Source organism: Rhodococcus mengyinensis, assembly GCF_048381435.1.
Taxonomy (GTDB): Bacteria; Actinomycetota; Actinomycetes; order Mycobacteriales; family Mycobacteriaceae; genus Rhodococcus_F; species Rhodococcus_F opacus_D.
The window spans coordinates 1-15,522 of sequence record NZ_JBLWIT010000095.1 but is presented as its reverse complement, the minus strand read 5'-3'; the positions used below and the strand labels follow the sequence as shown (position 1 = coordinate 15,522).

Annotated in this window: 17 protein-coding genes; 8 read left to right on the top strand and 9 right to left on the bottom strand. The window is 67.1% G+C overall.

The window, feature by feature from the left end:
- The first annotated feature begins 35 nt into the window (after nt 1-35).
- The 4 genes from ACNJ7E_RS18415 to ACNJ7E_RS18400 all read left to right on the top strand — a co-directional run bounded on the left by ACNJ7E_RS18415 (nt 36) and on the right by ACNJ7E_RS18400 (nt 1,770).
- Nucleotides 36-518, top strand: coding sequence for a DUF1707 SHOCT-like domain-containing protein (locus tag ACNJ7E_RS18415; RefSeq protein ID WP_280784240.1), 483 nt, complete (start codon nt 36-38; stop codon nt 516-518).
- Between the two features lie 381 nt (nt 519-899).
- Complete coding sequence (locus ACNJ7E_RS18410; RefSeq protein ID WP_280784239.1) at nt 900-1,226, top strand: hypothetical protein; 327 nt, start codon at nt 900-902, stop codon at nt 1,224-1,226.
- Nucleotides 1,227-1,318: 92 nt separating this feature from the next.
- Nucleotides 1,319-1,513: a hypothetical protein gene (locus tag ACNJ7E_RS18405; protein ID WP_105413888.1), complete on the top strand. Its 195-nt coding sequence runs from the start codon at nt 1,319-1,321 to the stop codon at nt 1,511-1,513.
- 5 nt (nt 1,514-1,518) lie between these two features.
- A complete protein-coding gene (locus ACNJ7E_RS18400; RefSeq protein WP_280784238.1) occupies nt 1,519-1,770 on the top strand; it encodes a hypothetical protein in 252 nt (83 codons plus the stop codon).
- 38 nt (nt 1,771-1,808) lie between these two features.
- Here the strand turns inward: ACNJ7E_RS18400 and ACNJ7E_RS18395 are convergent, their stop codons facing one another.
- Nucleotides 1,809-1,946, bottom strand: coding sequence for a hypothetical protein (locus tag ACNJ7E_RS18395; RefSeq protein WP_280784237.1), 138 nt, complete (start codon nt 1,944-1,946; stop codon nt 1,809-1,811).
- Nucleotides 1,947-2,113: 167 nt separating this feature from the next.
- Here ACNJ7E_RS18395 and ACNJ7E_RS18390 point away from each other — a divergent pair, with 167 nt between their 5' ends.
- Nucleotides 2,114-2,293 (top strand): hypothetical protein, encoded by a 180-nt coding sequence (locus ACNJ7E_RS18390; protein WP_418340654.1) that lies wholly within the window; start codon nt 2,114-2,116, stop codon nt 2,291-2,293.
- A 103-nt stretch (nt 2,294-2,396) separates the two neighbouring features.
- Nucleotides 2,397-3,110, top strand: a complete 714-nt coding sequence (locus ACNJ7E_RS18385) for a thioredoxin-like domain-containing protein (protein ID WP_418340653.1) — start codon at nt 2,397-2,399, stop codon at nt 3,108-3,110.
- 272 nt (nt 3,111-3,382) lie between these two features.
- Here ACNJ7E_RS18385 and ACNJ7E_RS18380 read toward each other — a convergent pair whose 3' ends face one another.
- Nucleotides 3,383-4,357: a nucleoside hydrolase gene (locus tag ACNJ7E_RS18380; protein ID WP_280784234.1), complete on the bottom strand. Its 975-nt coding sequence runs from the start codon at nt 4,355-4,357 to the stop codon at nt 3,383-3,385.
- Between the two features lie 92 nt (nt 4,358-4,449).
- Nucleotides 4,450-4,815 carry a DsrE family protein gene (locus tag ACNJ7E_RS18375; protein ID WP_011593566.1) on the bottom strand — a complete coding sequence of 122 codons (366 nt, stop codon included), beginning with the start codon at nt 4,813-4,815 and terminating at the stop codon, nt 4,450-4,452.
- Between the two features lie 166 nt (nt 4,816-4,981).
- Here ACNJ7E_RS18375 and ACNJ7E_RS18370 point away from each other — a divergent pair, with 166 nt between their 5' ends.
- Entirely contained in the window at nt 4,982-5,866 is an 885-nt protein-coding gene (locus ACNJ7E_RS18370; RefSeq protein ID WP_418340652.1) for a poly-gamma-glutamate hydrolase family protein, read from the top strand.
- 4 nt (nt 5,867-5,870) lie between these two features.
- Here the strand turns inward: ACNJ7E_RS18370 and ACNJ7E_RS18365 are convergent, their stop codons facing one another.
- Nucleotides 5,871-7,133 carry a serine/threonine-protein kinase gene (locus tag ACNJ7E_RS18365; RefSeq protein ID WP_418340651.1) on the bottom strand — a complete coding sequence of 421 codons (1,263 nt, stop codon included), beginning with the start codon at nt 7,131-7,133 and terminating at the stop codon, nt 5,871-5,873.
- Nucleotides 7,134-7,299: 166 nt separating this feature from the next.
- Here ACNJ7E_RS18365 and ACNJ7E_RS18360 point away from each other — a divergent pair, with 166 nt between their 5' ends.
- Entirely contained in the window at nt 7,300-7,488 is a 189-nt protein-coding gene (locus tag ACNJ7E_RS18360; protein ID WP_009472838.1) for a hypothetical protein, read from the top strand.
- 66 nt (nt 7,489-7,554) lie between these two features.
- On the opposite strand, the gene ACNJ7E_RS18355 is transcribed toward ACNJ7E_RS18360, so the two are convergent.
- The 5 genes from ACNJ7E_RS18355 to ACNJ7E_RS18335 all read right to left on the bottom strand — a co-directional run bounded on the left by ACNJ7E_RS18355 (nt 7,555) and on the right by ACNJ7E_RS18335 (nt 15,367).
- A complete protein-coding gene (locus ACNJ7E_RS18355; protein WP_418340650.1) occupies nt 7,555-8,667 on the bottom strand; it encodes a CapA family protein in 1,113 nt (370 codons plus the stop codon).
- 86 nt (nt 8,668-8,753) lie between these two features.
- The gene (locus ACNJ7E_RS18350) at nt 8,754-9,146 is read right to left on the bottom strand and encodes a hypothetical protein (protein WP_280784273.1); all 393 of its coding nucleotides are present in this window, start codon (nt 9,144-9,146) and stop codon (nt 8,754-8,756) included.
- A 147-nt stretch (nt 9,147-9,293) separates the two neighbouring features.
- Entirely contained in the window at nt 9,294-12,332 is a 3,039-nt protein-coding gene (locus ACNJ7E_RS18345; protein ID WP_418340649.1) for a Kelch repeat-containing protein, read from the bottom strand.
- A 409-nt stretch (nt 12,333-12,741) separates the two neighbouring features.
- A complete protein-coding gene (locus ACNJ7E_RS18340; protein WP_418340648.1) occupies nt 12,742-13,509 on the bottom strand; it encodes a diguanylate cyclase domain-containing protein in 768 nt (255 codons plus the stop codon).
- Nucleotides 13,510-13,648: 139 nt separating this feature from the next.
- Nucleotides 13,649-15,367 (bottom strand): IS1634 family transposase, encoded by a 1,719-nt coding sequence (locus ACNJ7E_RS18335; RefSeq protein WP_418340312.1) that lies wholly within the window; start codon nt 15,365-15,367, stop codon nt 13,649-13,651.
- Nucleotides 15,368-15,522: the final 155 nt, after the last annotated feature.

Below are 15,522 nucleotides of genomic sequence, written 5' to 3'. Positions count from 1 at the left end.
TTCCACAGTGGAATGTCATCGCTGAGGAGGGTCCGATGCAGTACGCGGACAACATCCGGATATCCGATTCCGAACGTGAGCAGGTCGTCGGTGAGCTCGGGCGGCATCTCACCGAGGGGCGACTGACCATCGGCGAGTTCGACCAGCGGGTGGCACAGGTGTACCAGTCGACGACCCAGCAGCAGGCGCATCAGGTGTTGCGTGATCTTCCGTCGGCACCCCCGCCAGTTGCCCTCGCGCGGCCCGTGGCACCGGCGGCCCACCCCTCGCGTCGTCGCATCCCGGGTCACCAGCGGATCGAGTGGCTCGCCTGGCTCGCCGCCGGAGGAATCAACATCGCGATCTGGGGCGTCGTCTCGCTCGCTACCGGCGTGATGATCTACCCCTGGCCGATATGGGTGATAGGCCCGTGGGGTTTGGTGCTGCTGGGCAGGACGGTGCTCAGGCGCGAGGGCGGGTGCAGCAGGATCACCGATGCGTTGCACGACGACCGGACCAGAGTCGCCGCGAGTCGCTGAATCTCCGCGGACGAACGGCGTAGCGCCCCGGCCCGTCGGTCACCCGGCGAAAAGCGCGGTCCAGGGTCGGATCGTGGGTGGCACCGTGCGCCCGCAGCCGCGCATACATGCCGCCTGGGTGAGTGCCCCAGCGGGCTGGAACACCCTCGATGGCCTCGGGGGTGAGATCTGGTGCACGGTGCCGAGAGGCCGTGACCAGGCAGAATGGTCCGTATCCCCGCCCGACGAGGGCCGCGAGGACCAGAAGATAGGTATACCCCCCGGTGAAACGGCCGATGCGCCATCTCCCTGCAGTGCGCGACGATGTGACCTGTCTCATACTCACGAAACCGGGGTCGCCCGCTGGTCCGACGCCGCCACTGACGGAGGGTGCTCGCACCGATGAATGCAGAACCGATTACCTGCGGTGATTACGTCACGGCAACCTTCGCGCGTGATTTCGTCGCCGAGGGATTCGACCACGACGCCGTCGAACGCATCTACAGCGGTCTGTTCGACGAGTGGAGTCACGCCCTTGCTCAATCGGGTCTGTTCACCAACAGAACCGTCGCGGCCGCGCTGAACTCCTGGCAGGACGACCCACACTCCCTCCTCGACGCCCTTCTGGCGAACGCGGACGAGATGACCCTCAAGCGCTACGACCTCGTCTGGGAGGCACTGGAGCGCGCCCACGTCGGTTCGGCCGCACCCCTCGCCGAATACGCATGACGCGGCCGCCTACGGCAGTGGCGCCGCGAAGTCCACCCGAATCGTTCAACCCCACTGTCACAGACCACCCACCACACCGACGAACGAGAACAATGAGCACCAACACGTACCCAACCATCGAAACCATCCGCATCGGGCAGTCCGGTCACGAATGCCGCTACTGCGGGCACGCCGTCGTCAAGGATGGCCCGGGCTACCGGCACACCACGACCGGTCAGTACCGCTGCGATCCCGCCAGTCGAGCAGTGAACGAAGCCCGGCTGTCCAACAGCATGGTTCGGAGCTGAGCACGATGAACGTGCAAACGATGCAGGTGAGCGCGGCGCCCGACGGGCTGGGCCGGTACCGCGACGCGGTCGATGCGCTGCATGCCTTCGACGATCCCGGCCACCGAACCGACCCTCGTACGGCGCTACTGTTCGACAGCCTCATCGATGATCTGATCGAGGCGGCCCAGACGGCCGGCGCAGGCGGCACGGTTCAACAGCGCGACATCTTCGCCGTGATCGACACCGCGATCTCCCGCCCGCGCCCGTCACTCTGAACCTCCTGCGGCACCCACGTCCGAACGAAGGACTCCAGCTAGGAGTGGGCAGTGACGGTCAACTCGATTCCACTTCCCCGCCTGATGGTGTTGTAGATCGGGCAGGACGCCTCGAATTTCGCAGCCAATGAGTCGGCCGTCGGCTGTTCCACCCCGTGAATCTCGATGTGCTTCACGCGGATGTCCTCGAATCCGAAACGAGGTGGTTCTCGCGGGCATCGCGGATGAATCGTCCCGGCGCACCGAATACGTTGTGCCCGAGACACTTCCGCGACGTCTACACCGGAGACCATCGGCGCGGACTCGGACGGTCCCGTACACCGCTACCGGAGACGTTGCTCGGTTGCGGGTCTATGACGCGGAGGAAGCCCAGGCCTCCTCCAATCTGCAGCAAATCGAAACGGAACACCGCGAGACCCTGACCGCCGTGCAGAGCGGCGACGCCGAGAAGGCGCGGATCCTGATGATCGCCCACCAGGCGCGGACCCGCGATCTGCGTATCGCAGCAATGGCCCGCCGGTAGATCGCCGCGTCATCGCGGAACCGGGCGTTGCCTCACCGTCTACTACCATGCTTCGCAGATGGGGATGCGCGGTCAGGGCGCCCGGTGAGACGAAGGATCGGCAATGACGAACGACCGCAGTGTGGACCCGAAATCTCAACCGTCCGCAGGGCGGCGGCGCCTGCCCTGGCTGCTACTGGCGGTCGTGGTGGTCGTCGTGGCAGCGGTCGCCGTCGTCGCCTACGTGCTGACTTCCGGAGCCGACGACGAAGCCCGCGACTTCTCGCCGAGCGCGGACAATCCTGACCCGTCACTGGGAATCGAAGGGGTCGTCACCGTCGACTATCCGCCCGCCGCCCATGTGCAGGCACCGCAGCGGGTGGCCTACGACCAGAGTCCCCCGTTCGGCGGTGCACACGACCAGTACTGGGCAACCTGCACCGGCATTGTCTATCCCGAAGCGATCCGCAGCGAGAACGCCGTGCACTCCCTCGAGCACGGCGCCGTGTGGGTGACCTATGATCCGGACCGGCTGGACGACGACGACATCGCGGCTCTGGCAGCGAACGTCGACGGCGAACCGTACACCCTGGTGTCGCCGTACCCCGGTCTCGACTCGGCGGTGTCCCTGCAGTCGTGGGGTCACCAACTGAAACTCGACGACGTAACCGATCCGCGGATCTCCGACTTCCTCACCGCGTTGCGACAGAATCCGAACACCTACCCGGAACCGGGGGCAACCTGCTCGACGGTGCGGGGTGGATTCGACCCGGCCGATCCGCCACCGTTCGATCCCTCCGCACCGGGTGCGGACGCCGTTCCGGTCGCCGGCGAGTAGCCGCGTCCGCAGACGTTCCCACTCCACTTCGGTCGAGATCGGGTTCCCGCGTTCGACGCCGAAATTCACCTACCGAAAATTTGCCCGACTGTCGATATCGCGATCGCCGATTCGACGAATAAGTAGGAGCACATGAGGAGGTGAGAGCGATGTTGGCGGCACATCTGTTGTCCGGACCGACCAGCGAGGAGGTCGATCTGATCGTGGCGGAGGAACTGCATCTGCTCGACGCCTCCGCATGAGGGCGTCGACGCCGTCGAACACGGGCACTGCTAGCCGGTCGTGCCCGGCTGGGGAAGATCTGCGTCGAGCGCGGCGGTGATCCGCTCACCGATCGAACGGAAATCGAGGTCGGTCACGAATCGGTGTGCCGGGCCCTGCGCTGGAGCGATGCCCCACACCGCGGCCCGGCCGTCCTCGTGGAGCACCTGGGGTTGGGCGCCGACGGCGGACAGCACCACCGTGGGGTCGAGCATCACGGCGGCCGCGACGGAATCGTGCGCGGTGTAGATCGGGTCCTCGGAGCGATATGTGCCCGTGCAGTACCGGTGATAGTCCTCGGTGATGTCGCGGACGAACGTCGCCGTCTTTCCCACCGCGGAACGAGCGACGAGATCCGCCCAGGCCAATCGGAGTCGGCCGGTGACATTCATTCCCACCCACGTAATCTGCCCAGGCGCTGCAGCAACCACTGTGGCCGCGACTGGATCGTGGTTGGTATTGGTGTCGCCTTTTTCGAGGAATTGTGGTTGTTCTGCGGCCACGACGTCTCTACGGGAGACGGGTCCCATGCCGCCCATGATGGTGACCGAACGGAAGCGGGTCAGGATCCGTGGGTCGCATGTGACAGCGGCGGCGATGTTGGCCAGCGGACCCAGGCACAGCAGGTCCACCGCACCGGGCCGGTCCTGCGCGACGCGGAGCAGTTGGTCGACGGCGGACTCGGACGCCGGGCCCACGCCCGGTGGTGGCCGATATCCACGGTCCCCGAGTCCGTCGAGTCCGTGTGGGGAGCTGGTGGCAGGTGGTGGCCCGGGGCGTGGTTGTCCGACGCACACCGGAACGCCACGCATGCCGGCGACGGACAGAACGGTGAGGGCGTTCCGCGCGGACTGCATTTCGGTGCAGTTCCCGAACACGGTTCCGACACCGACGATTTCGGTTCCGGCGTGCTGTGCAATGGTGAGCAATGCAAGCGCGTCGTCGACGCCGGCGTCGGTGTCGACGAGTACGTAACGGTCGGTCACTGCCGGTCCTGTCCCCCGTGATCCCTGATCGAATCGACTCGATCACCCTCGCGCGCAGTGTAACTGGACCCGGCTCCCGCCCGTTCCGTCGGTCAATAGCTGAAGGTCACCGCCCCTTCGTCGCCGATCCACTTCCACATCGGTACCGTCCCGGCGAGTTCGGCATTGGATACCAGCGCGTCTTTGTCGAGGTGCTTGGCCTCGAAGCAGATCGGACACACCATGTAGATGCCGCCCGCGGTCGCGAATCGTGCCGCCAGATCGGGAAGCGGCGGACAACCTTCGCAGGCCACGCCCTGAATCGTGCCGTCGAGCGCGAGCCGTACCGCTTCTTTCGTGAGAAACATCAGCGTCTCGCGCTGTTGTTCTGCCGCGCCGACCGCGACCAGAAACGCAACCGTCACCTTCTCGGCGTCCTCGAGACCGGTGGTGAGACTGACCACTGCTTTATTACTCATGGATTCGAGTCTTCGCCGCACGAGGACTGCCGACAAGGGGGCTTCATCGAGTCACCGGATTCGCCCGTCGAGATCGATGGCGGTTCAGTTGTTTCGACCGCACCCACAACAGATTCGAGCCTAACCTGAAAGGGTGTTCGAACATCGTTCGTTTCAGCAGGTTTCGATGCCTTTGCGCCTCGCAGTCCGTCACGATCACTCCACCAGGGCATCCGCCGGCGAACGTATCGGGATTCACCCGCGGATGTTGACTCGGATGGGAGCGGAGCCGCGTCAACAGGCTCGCGTGAGCCACGGGGAAACGACCGCACTGTTCACTTTGATCCCGGATACCGATGTGGAAGAGATCGACACCATCGGGATAACGGAGGGTGGCTGTCGTCGGCTCGGCGCGGCGCCGGGACAGACGGTGATTCTCGACCGTCGGTGCACCGCCTCCGCGATGACCGAGGAAGAGGCCGAAATCGGGGGTGAGTTCATCGAGCGGCTCGAAGACGACGGGCGACATCACCGTCTCGTGGTCCTGGCACCGCACGGTGGCGCGATCGAAACCCGAACGGATCAGCAGGCTGAACAGGTCGTCGCTTCGCTGGGATCACGCGATTCGACGCTGTGGGTGTGTAAAGGGTGGCGACCGGTAGGCAATGCCTACCGGGCATGGCACATTTCCTCGACTGATCTCAGCGTGCACAGCTTTCCGCTTCTACGCTCCCTGTCGGCGAGACGATTCCGGTGGGCGCTGTCGTTTCACGGCTACCGAGGAAACGACGTCCTCATCGGCGGCCTCGCTCCCGCGCGGCTCAAGGCGGACGTCCGGAACGCGATCGCGAAGGCACTCGACGGAAGCGGTGTCTGTGTTCGCGTAGCCGAACCCGGAGAACGACATAGCGGTGAATCCCCATCCAACCTCGTCAACCGCCTGACCATCGACGCTGCCGGCGGAATCCAAATCGAACAATCACGAGCCGCGCGGACACTGCACGGTCCGGCGATCGCCGCAGCGGTCAGCGAGGTCTACGACACCTGGATCGCCACCGACAATCGTCGGTGAGACTTCACGGGCCCGCGGGAGCCCAGCACGGCCCGTCCGGGGGCGGGGTGTGCTCGTATCCCGGGTAGCACGGCAGCACCTGCGGGGCAGGGGCCGGCGCGGGTGCAGGGGCAGGCACGGGTGCCGGTGCATTCGCCGGTGGCGAGCCGGGCGGGAGGCACGGGCCGTCCGGGGGCGGAGTGTGCTCGTAACCCGGGTAGCACGGCAGCACCTGCGGAGCGGACGCTCCCGGAGGGGGTGCGGGTGCCGGCACCACCGGTGGTGATTGCGGTGTCGGTGTCGGTATGGCCTCCTCCTGAATGGGAGCCTCCGCGACCGGTGTTTCCGTCGGTGCTGGTGCTTGCACCGGCGGCACCTGCTCGGCAGCGGTCGGGTTCGCCATGGCGGTCGGTGACGACGACGGCGATACCGGCCCGGCCGCGCTCGACGACGGCGTAGGCACTGCAACGTGGGGGGATGATGTTCCCGACCCGATGATCAGGCCACCGACAATAGCGACAGCGATGATCGCGGCGAGCGCAAGTCCGGCGACGATCAGGCGACGGTTCCGGTCGATCGGAGGGGTCGCGGGAGCGGGCTCGACGGCAGGCTGTTGCGGTGGCGCCGCGACGCGGGCGGCGGCGGCGAGTTCGCCCGCCGACCGATAGCGGCGCGCGGGGTCGACCGCCGTCCCGCGTGCGATCACGGCGGCCATGCCGACGGGCGGCGTCGGGACCGCCGAGGTCGGGAACGCCTCGCCGGTGAGGCACTCGTATAACACACAGGTCAGGCCGTAGACGCCCGATGCGGCCCCGAGAATCGTGGGGAGCCCTACGTCGGTGAGCTGGATCAGTCCGCCGTCCTGCACGATCACATTCGCCGGCGACACTTCCTGCTCGACCAACCCGGCCGCGCCCACGGCTTCCAGCGCCGACGCCAGTTGCTCGACAACGCCGACCGCCCGTGATACCTCCATCGGCCCGGTGGTCTGGAGGATCGTCCGCAGGTTCGTTCCCTGCGTCGTCGGCGTTGCGAGAAAGAGTCGGTTTCCGATCTGCCCGAAATCGTGGATCGGCACTATGTGCGGGTTCCGGATCTGCGCCGCGATCCCGACATCCCGTTCGAATCGTCCGCAGAATTCGTCGTCCTCGGTAGCATCCGGCGGCAGCACCCGCACCACGACCTGCCGGGACGTGACGGTGTCGAACGCCGCCCAGACCTCGCCGCTCACATCCACCGTCAGCGAACGGTCCAGCCGGTATCTCCCGAATAGCGCTCCAACTTGCATTGCCACTCTCCGCCGATCGAAATTGCCGCGTCTGCGGGTCCGTGCACCCGAAATTCTAGGCGGTGGGGGCCATAGGTTCTCGTTGGAGCCCGGTAGTGTGCTCGTATGCGCAGAACGCACCTAGGCTAGTCCCGGTCCGGGACCGCCCCGACTCAGGAGAAGCCTGATGCGTACTGCATTCTGCAATGCACTCTATTCCGTGTTCGATCACCGGATCTGTTGTGGGCGGATTCCCGAATGGACCGCACACGTCGGTCAGCCGTGGGACACCTACGACGTCGCACCGTGGAATCTGTACAACGTGATCTGGCGGATCCAGCACTGGATTCGCGGCGGCGTCGACGCTGATCGGTAACCTGATTCCACTCTTCGGCGGCGTCCGATTTCGACTCGGGCGCCGCGGAAGGTACCCCGACGGTCTCTACTTCGCGTGCCTCGCGCGGGCGACGAGGACGTCGTCGCCTGCATCGATGCCGGTGCCGAAGCCGCGGCTGATCCCGTCGAGGACCCGCCGCAGCCATTCGGTGTCACGTGTCGACGCGCGTTGCAGTTGCATCCGCCGGGATCTCATCGGCACCATTCGTAGCTCGAGCAGTTCGTGCGTGCGCGCGTCCAGCGTCACCAGGTAGAGCAGCCGCAGATCGTCGCGGTAGCCTTCGTGCCCCCCGATACCCTCGTAGTCGTTGATCAGGTCGCCGCAGCCGTACAGGATCGGGTGGCCGCGGTAGATCTCGACCGGCCGCGGGTGGTGAGACGAGTGCCCGAAGACCACGTCGACACCACCGTCGACGAGCCGATGCGCGAATTCGACATGCGCATCCGGCACGTCGTATCCCCAGTTCGAACCCCAGTGCAGAGAGACCACCACCACGTCCGTGTTCTTCCGTATCAGCCGCGTCCGGTCGAGGACACGGTCTGCCTCGGCGGCGGTGGGTTCGGAAAGGTACGCGACACCCGGCCGGTCCCGGCGGGCCGCCCCGTGCGGCGAGACCCCGCTCGACGACATACCTGCCGCCCAGATCAACAGCCGACGACCCGTTCCGCCCCCCACGACCACGGGACACCACGCCTGCGCCACGGTGCGCCCCGCTCCGACGGTCCGCACGCCGTTGTGGGTCAGCACGTCGAGGGTCTCCACGAGACCATCGGCGCCGAAGTCGAGTAGGTGATTGTTCGCCAGTACGCAGACGTCGATCCGTGCAGCGGTGAGCACCCCCAGGTTCGACGGATGCATTCTGTAGTTGATTCCCTTGGAAGCGAATCGAGCACACGTGGTGACGGTCGTTTCGAGATTGACGACGCGGGCGTCGGGTGCCGCCGCGTCGAGGATCGGCAACGCCTCACCCCACGGCCACCCGAACCCGACGGGGCCGGGGATCCGACCATTTCGCTTCTCCGCCAACGCAACGTACTCGCGGGCATCGCGGACGCAACGCTCCCTCAACTCCGGGTCGCCGGGAAAGGGGAGGATCTGGTCGACGCCCCTACCGGTCATCACGTCGCCGGCGAGGAACATCGTGAGGGTGTCGGACATCGAAATCCTCAGCGACAGTACGAGTACCGGGACCCCACTCGGAGACCGACTTCACGGCCCAGAGCATGCACCCGTCGCTCGCACTGTCATCGGGTACGAGCGCCGGCGCGGTCGAGCTGAGAGACCCGTTGAGGGCTCAGCTCGAGGATGACGCCGATATCACGCACCGAAAGCCCCGATCGGCGCAGATGCACCACCGCGGCCCGCGAGGCCCGCGCTGCACATTCCTGCGCGTGGGCGGCGGACTCGACCTGCAAGTGGGCCGCTCGGGCCTCCATGAGCGCCGCCGAATCCCCGATCTCGTAGTCGAGGACCACCTCGATGTCCTCGGCCGGCACATCCTCGACCAGATGCACAGCATCCGCCACCATGGCAGAAACCTGATCGAGCCGCCGCACCTGGGTGAGAGAGGCCTCGACTCCCGGGACCTCCACCACCCACCAGTCGCCACAACGGGTGGCCTTCGCCGTCACCTTCATCACGAACCACTTCCTACCCGGCCCGCATCCTGCGAAACTCGCCCCTCCCACGACAAGTCTAGTCCCCCTCTACTGAGCACAACTACACGGACAGAAGACATTCAGCGTGCGTGACCGGTAAAGATCGACCCGTCCGCGCAGGCACTCTCACCAGAAATCCAGTGCCTGTGCAGTCGCGGTGGACTCCGCATGGGTGGGCCGCAACGCACCGCCGATGGCGTAGACGGTGTGACCGACCGTCGCAACGGACATCCCGTGAGCTCCCGTGGGCATGGGTGGTAACGGTGACCAGGTGCCGGAGTCGACGTCGTAGGCCTCGACGGTCGACAGCACCTTGGTCGGCTGTTCACCACCGACCGCGACGATGCGGCCGTCGATGAACGCCGCACCGAGCCCACCGCGAGGAGTGGGCATGGCGGTCAACGTCGTCCACGTTCCCGCGGCGGGATCGAACCGTTCCACCGCCGCCGTGTTCTGGTCCGACGCCAGATCTCGCCCACCGATCGCATAGAAGTACGTCCCGTCCGACACCCCGGCCAGATGCTCCCGAGTGGTCGGGATATCCGAGACGGTCGTCCACTTCGTGCCGTCGAACACCTCGGTCGTCGGCACCAACGCGCCGTCCGCCTGTCCCCCGGCGACCACGATCTTGTCGCCGACCACGGCCGCGGCCCCAGCCGACCGCGGCTCGTTCATCGGCGCCAAATCCACCCACTTTCCGTTCCGCAGCGCGAGCACCCGGTCCGACGTGATCCCGGTGAGGTTCGGACCTTCCGGCACCCAGCCTCCGAGGACCACCAACTCGCCCCCGTACTCGACGGCCATCGCGTGATTGAGGGGAACCGGAAGGTCGGGGCCCGCCTTCCAGGTGTCGATGGCGGGGTCGTTCCCCTCGACCTTCGGGGTCGACCCCGCATTGTCGAGTCCGCCGAGCACCCAGATCGTGCCGTCCGCGACGGCCGTCGCCGTCTGCTGACGGGCGATCGGTGCATCCTTCAGCGGACGCCACGCCGGCGCCCACTGAGTCTTGCGTGGCGCGAGCTGGAGGGCCTCGGACACAGCAGTCGATTCGGCGTGTGTCGGTTTGATACCGCCGCCGACGGCATACACCGTGTTGCCGACCGCGCCGACCGCCATCCCGTGCCGCGGTGTGCGCAGGGCCGGCAATTGCGACCACGTTCCGGCCACCACGTCGTAGGCCTCGACCGTCGACAGCACGCGAGTCGGTTCTTCGCCACCGACCGTGACGATGCGGCCGTCGATGAACACCGCACCGAGCCCGCCGCGAGGAGTGGGCATGGCCGGCAACGTCGTCCACGTTCCCGCGGCGGGATCGAACCGTTCCACCGAGGCGGTATTCTGATCCGACGCCAGATCCCGCCCACCGATTGCATAGAAGTACGTCCCGTCCGACACCCCGGCCAGATGCTCCCGTGGCGTGGGGACAGGCGCGACCGTCATCCACTTCGTACCGTCGAACACCTCGGTCGTCGCCACCAGTTGACCGTTCGCCTGTCCCCCGGTGACCACGATCTTGTCGCCGACCACGGCCGCGGCCCCAGCCGCCCGCGGCGCGTTCAGCGGCGGCAGGTCCACCCACCCGCCGTCGCGCATGGCCATCACCCGATCGGAGTCGACCGCGGTCAGGTTCTGACCTTCCGCTTTCCAACCGCCGATCAGTACGGGTTCGTCGTTGTAGGTGACAGCCATCGCATGGTTGAGCGGGACCGGAAGGTCGGGGCCGGCCTTCCAGGTGTCGATGGCCGGGTCATAGCCCTCCTGCTGGGCGGAGACGCCGTTGTCGTCCAACCCTCCGAAGACCCAGATCGTCCCGTCCGCGACTGTCGTTGCCGTCTGCTGGCGGGCAACACGGGCATCCTCGACCGGTCGCCACGCCGCAGTCGGGTCGACGGCAGGAGAAGCGCCGGCGTCCTGGACGGTAGGTCGTGCGGTGCCTGGGCCGGTGGTTTCTCGAAGCATGAGGTACCCGCCGCCGGCCAGCACCAGCGCGACGACCAGTGCCAGGACGGTCAGGACCGCGCGCCGACCTGTGCGGGACTCTCCGATGCTGCCCGATTCTCCGGTCGGCGGCCAGGGCGGCGGGCCATTCGGCGGCCAGAACGGCGGTCCCGACGGATGAGAATCCGGCTGGAGCTGCTGGGTCGGTTCGCCCCACGGACGCTGACCGCTGTCCGAACCGTCGTAGCGGATTCGACGGTATCCATCGGCACCAGAATCCGACGGGCGCTCCTCGGTCGCCTGCGGGGCCTCCCGGGGTGCCAGCGCCATCGCGTCCGAACGCAGTCCGATGTGTCGCTGCGCGGCTTGGAGTTCGTGTCCGAACTCCTCGGCGGACCCCGGCCGAGCAGCGGGATTCGTCGCCATCGCCCTCTCGATCACGGCGCACACGCCGTCCGGGATGCCCTGGGCGCGCAGGTCCGGCACCGGTTGGCTGCTGATTCTCACGAATTGCGCAACGAGTTCCTCACCGGTCTTCCGCTCGAACGCCGCCCTCCCCGCGATCAGTGAAAATATCGTCGCGCCCAGTCCGTAGACGTCGGACCTCGCGGTCGGCGATTCCCCGTTCAGCACCTCTGGTGCGGTGAATGCCAGTGACCCGGTAAACCCGCCGGTGGCCGTTTCGTACCCGCCGGCGATGTGCGCGATGCCGAAATCGGTGAGCTGCGGCTCGCCGTAGGCGGTGAGAAGGATGTTCGCGGGTTTGATGTCGCGATGCAGCGTGCCGGTGCGGTGCGCCGTCTCCAAGGCTCCCGCCAGCTTCACCCCGATGCTGATCGCCTCCGGCCAGGGCAGCGGACCTTCCCGGCGTATCTGGACCGCCAGTGAATCGCGGGGGTGATAGTGCATGACGATGTACGGTCGACCGGCGTCGGTCACGCCGACCTGCAGTATGTTGACGATGTTCGGGTGACCGGAGAGCCCACCCATCGCGTACCCCTCCCGCAGGAAGCGTTCGCGGTTCTCGGGGTCCAGGTCCGATGTCAGCACCTTGATCGCCACGATTCGCCCCAGCGAACGCTGCAGGCAGCGGTACACGACACCGAACCCGCCCCGGCCGACCTCCTCGGCACCTGCGAACCCGGCAGCGTCCAATTCGGCCACGATCCCGCGGCCGACGGCACGAACCGACGCCGCCTGGGTCGCATCTGGGTCGAAATCGGCCATCGGGCGCCTCAATTCCGTCCGACGTCCACGACGTCGCGGGGACGCACGCCGAGCTGGGCAGGCTTCGTGCCGACGTGCACACTCGTGTTCATCGCTTTCACCTCTGATGCAGGTCGACCTGACACGCCGATGCGTTCACGAGAGTCGACGACGCGAATATCTTTCTGTCACAAGGGCGAAGCGCGGAGTCTTTTCGTCGTAGGTCGACGGGATCCGCCCTGTCCAGAAAGTATTCGACGGGTCGGGAGCCGCGTCAAGATGACAATTTCCCCTCCCTAGGGTGCCTATCGGCGGCCGCGACTTCCTGCCACGTCGGCCGCAGTGCACCGATCGGGCTCTGCTGCCGCCCTAGAAGGTGCCGTCGTAGAGCGCGTAACCGCCCGGCCCCGCAGCTTTCGCCCGATACATCCTAGTCCGCCCGGCGGACGAGTTCTTCGCGGGTGCACTCCGGATCGGACAGTGCGACACCGATACTGGCACTGATCGGCCAGTCGGGAGATTCGGCCCGGGTCAGGTCGGCGAGGCTTCCGGTGATCCGGGCGGCAATTGCCACCCCCTCCGTTGCACCTGTGACGTCCTCACACACCACCACGAATTCGTCACCGCCGAGGGGGGCAACGGTATCGCCCGGGCGCACCGCCGACCGCAGATGCCTGGCCAGAACGATCAGCGCGTCGTCGCCGCCGGCATGGCCGAGGCTGTCGTTGACGACCTTGAAGTCGTCTAGATCGACCAACAACAGCGCAACGCGCGTGCCGCCGCGCGGCGCGGCGACCAGGGCCTCGCCGAGTTGACGGCGGGCCGGCGCGCGGTTCGGTAACCCGGTCAGCGGATCGTGCAAGCTCTGGTGCACCAACGCGGCTTCGGCCTCGATGCGGCGGATCGCCGCGGACAGCACCGCCGTCACCGAGCGCAGAAAGGTCAGGTCACGGTCGGTGTATTCGCGAGGACGACGACTGTGCGCGGTCAACACATCCCGCACCGCTTCGGAGCCGATCGGAACGCACACCCCGCTGTGCAGCCCGCGCCCGGTCATCCCGGCCGTGGAGAATCGGGTCTCGTGGACCCGATCGGCGCACACGATGACCGACCCGCTGGCAGCGGCATACCCGGGTTGCGAACCCCTTCCCGGGGCGAACGTCGTCGGTGAGGGCTCGGGTCCCTGATAGGCCAGCACGGCGAGTTCGCCGCCTTCTGACCGGACTTCCGCAGCTGATGGGCACACGATTCCGCGAAAAGGCGTGTTGACGTGCGGGGACGCCGCGCGGCCGCGTTGGGGTCGTGTTACTACAGGCCTTGCTTTGGCGGGATCTCGCTTACGCGTCGGTGGGGGCGAAGTCGAAGAACCGGGGCGGTTCGGGCAGCTCGAGCGCGGTAAGGATCTTTCGCTGCCCGGCGGTGACGGCGGAGCGTTGCGCCACCTGGCCGTGGTCGGTGGCGAGGGTGACCAGGTGCATCCGGTCGAGCTCGTGACGGATGCTGCGCCAGGTGTCACCGGTGGCGGTCTCGGCGACCCGGATCAGCAGCAGCGCCAGCCAGCACAACTGGACGTGGGCGCGGATGCGGTCCTCGCGGTGGTGGAAGACCGGCCGCAGCCCGAGCGAGCCCTTCATGTCGCGCCACCCGGCTTCGACGGCGAGCAGCTGCTTGTAGGCGGCGGCCAGGTCCTCCGGGGTGAGGGTGGTGTCGGACGTGCGTAGCAGCCACTTGCCGTCCAGGCCGGCCTCGGTCTTGATCGCCGTGTGGTCGATGCGCAGCAGCCCGGTGTTGGTGCGCCGCAGATACCGTCGCAGTCCCGGCTTGGATTTGAGCGAGCCGACCAGCTCGTCGCGGCGGCGCGATGTCCAGGTGTCGGAACCGTCGATCAGCTCTTCGAGGTGCGCGACGAGGTTCTCCCGTACGGCCGCGTCGCGGTCCGCCTGGTCCGGGTTGTGGCAGACGACGAATCGCCTGGTCCGGGCGCCGCCGTCGCCGTCCCCGTCACCGCCGGGCGCGACGTGCACCTCCTTGACCCGCAGGTTGCCGGCCACGGTGTGGTAGCGGCCCGGCCTGGCGAGCGCGGCGGCGGCCTCGGTGTTGGTGTGGCGCAGCTTCTCGGCGTGGATGTAATGCCCGCCGCCGCGGGTCAAATACGCTCGGTTCGCGGCGGAGGCGAAACCACGGTCGGCGACCCAGACCAACCGGCGCAGGTTCCACCCGTCCAGGTCGTCTTTGACGGTGCGGATGATCGCGGTGTCGGCGGTGTTGCCGGGGAAGGTCCAGCAGCGCACCGGGATCCCGTCGCGGGTGACGGCCATCGCGATCACCACCTGCGGCAGGTCGGTGCGGAAGTCCTTGGAGTGGCCGAACTCCCGCGCCCCGGACTCGGCCGGGTTACCGGCCCCGTCGTCGCTGGGCGGATCGGCCCGCTCCGGGCCCTCGGTCTCGAAGTAGGTGCTCGTCGTATCGACGAAAACGATGTCCAAATCCAGGTTTAACAGGTGCGCAACGGAATTGAACACATCGGCGGCGATCTCCTCGAGGGCGTCGAGGAGGAAGTCCATGCCCCGGTAGGCCTGATCGTCGGACAACGCGGTCATGTGCTCGATGGCGACGCGTTCGGTCACCCAGCCGGTCGCCGCGAGCTTCGAGCCGGGTTCGAGCGCGCGCTGGGCGACGAGGGTGAAGATCACCCGCTCCACCGCGTCGGCGGCGAGCCGCCGCCCCTCGGCGGCGCGGCGGATCGCCGCCGAGATCCCCAGCCGGTCCCAGAGCCGGTCCAGCGTCCACGCCCCGCCGAGGCGCCGGCAGTCGAGGATCTCCACCTCCCCGCCCGCGGTCGACGCCGCGGCGGACTGGTCGGGGGCGAGGAACCGCGAGATCGACGACACCAGCCGGGCCAACCCGTCCCGGTCCACGGTCTCGGCGCGGCCGAAGTTGTGGATCACCTTCGCGGTCGGCGAGCCGGTGTCCGGGTGCCGCTCGTTGTGCGCGAGCTGCAGATACGACACCACCGAGCCGTCCTTGTTCTTCCGCCGCGTCTCCCGCAGGTACATACCTACACAACACCACATCGCATGCGGCTTCACCAGCCGACACGCCGCAAGTCGTGTGCCTACAGATTTTCGCGTTCCAGACACCCTGCACCGCTCTGACCTGCGCCTTCATTCCGCGGCAGGCACGAAAATGCCTACGAACTGCGGAAGTCCGG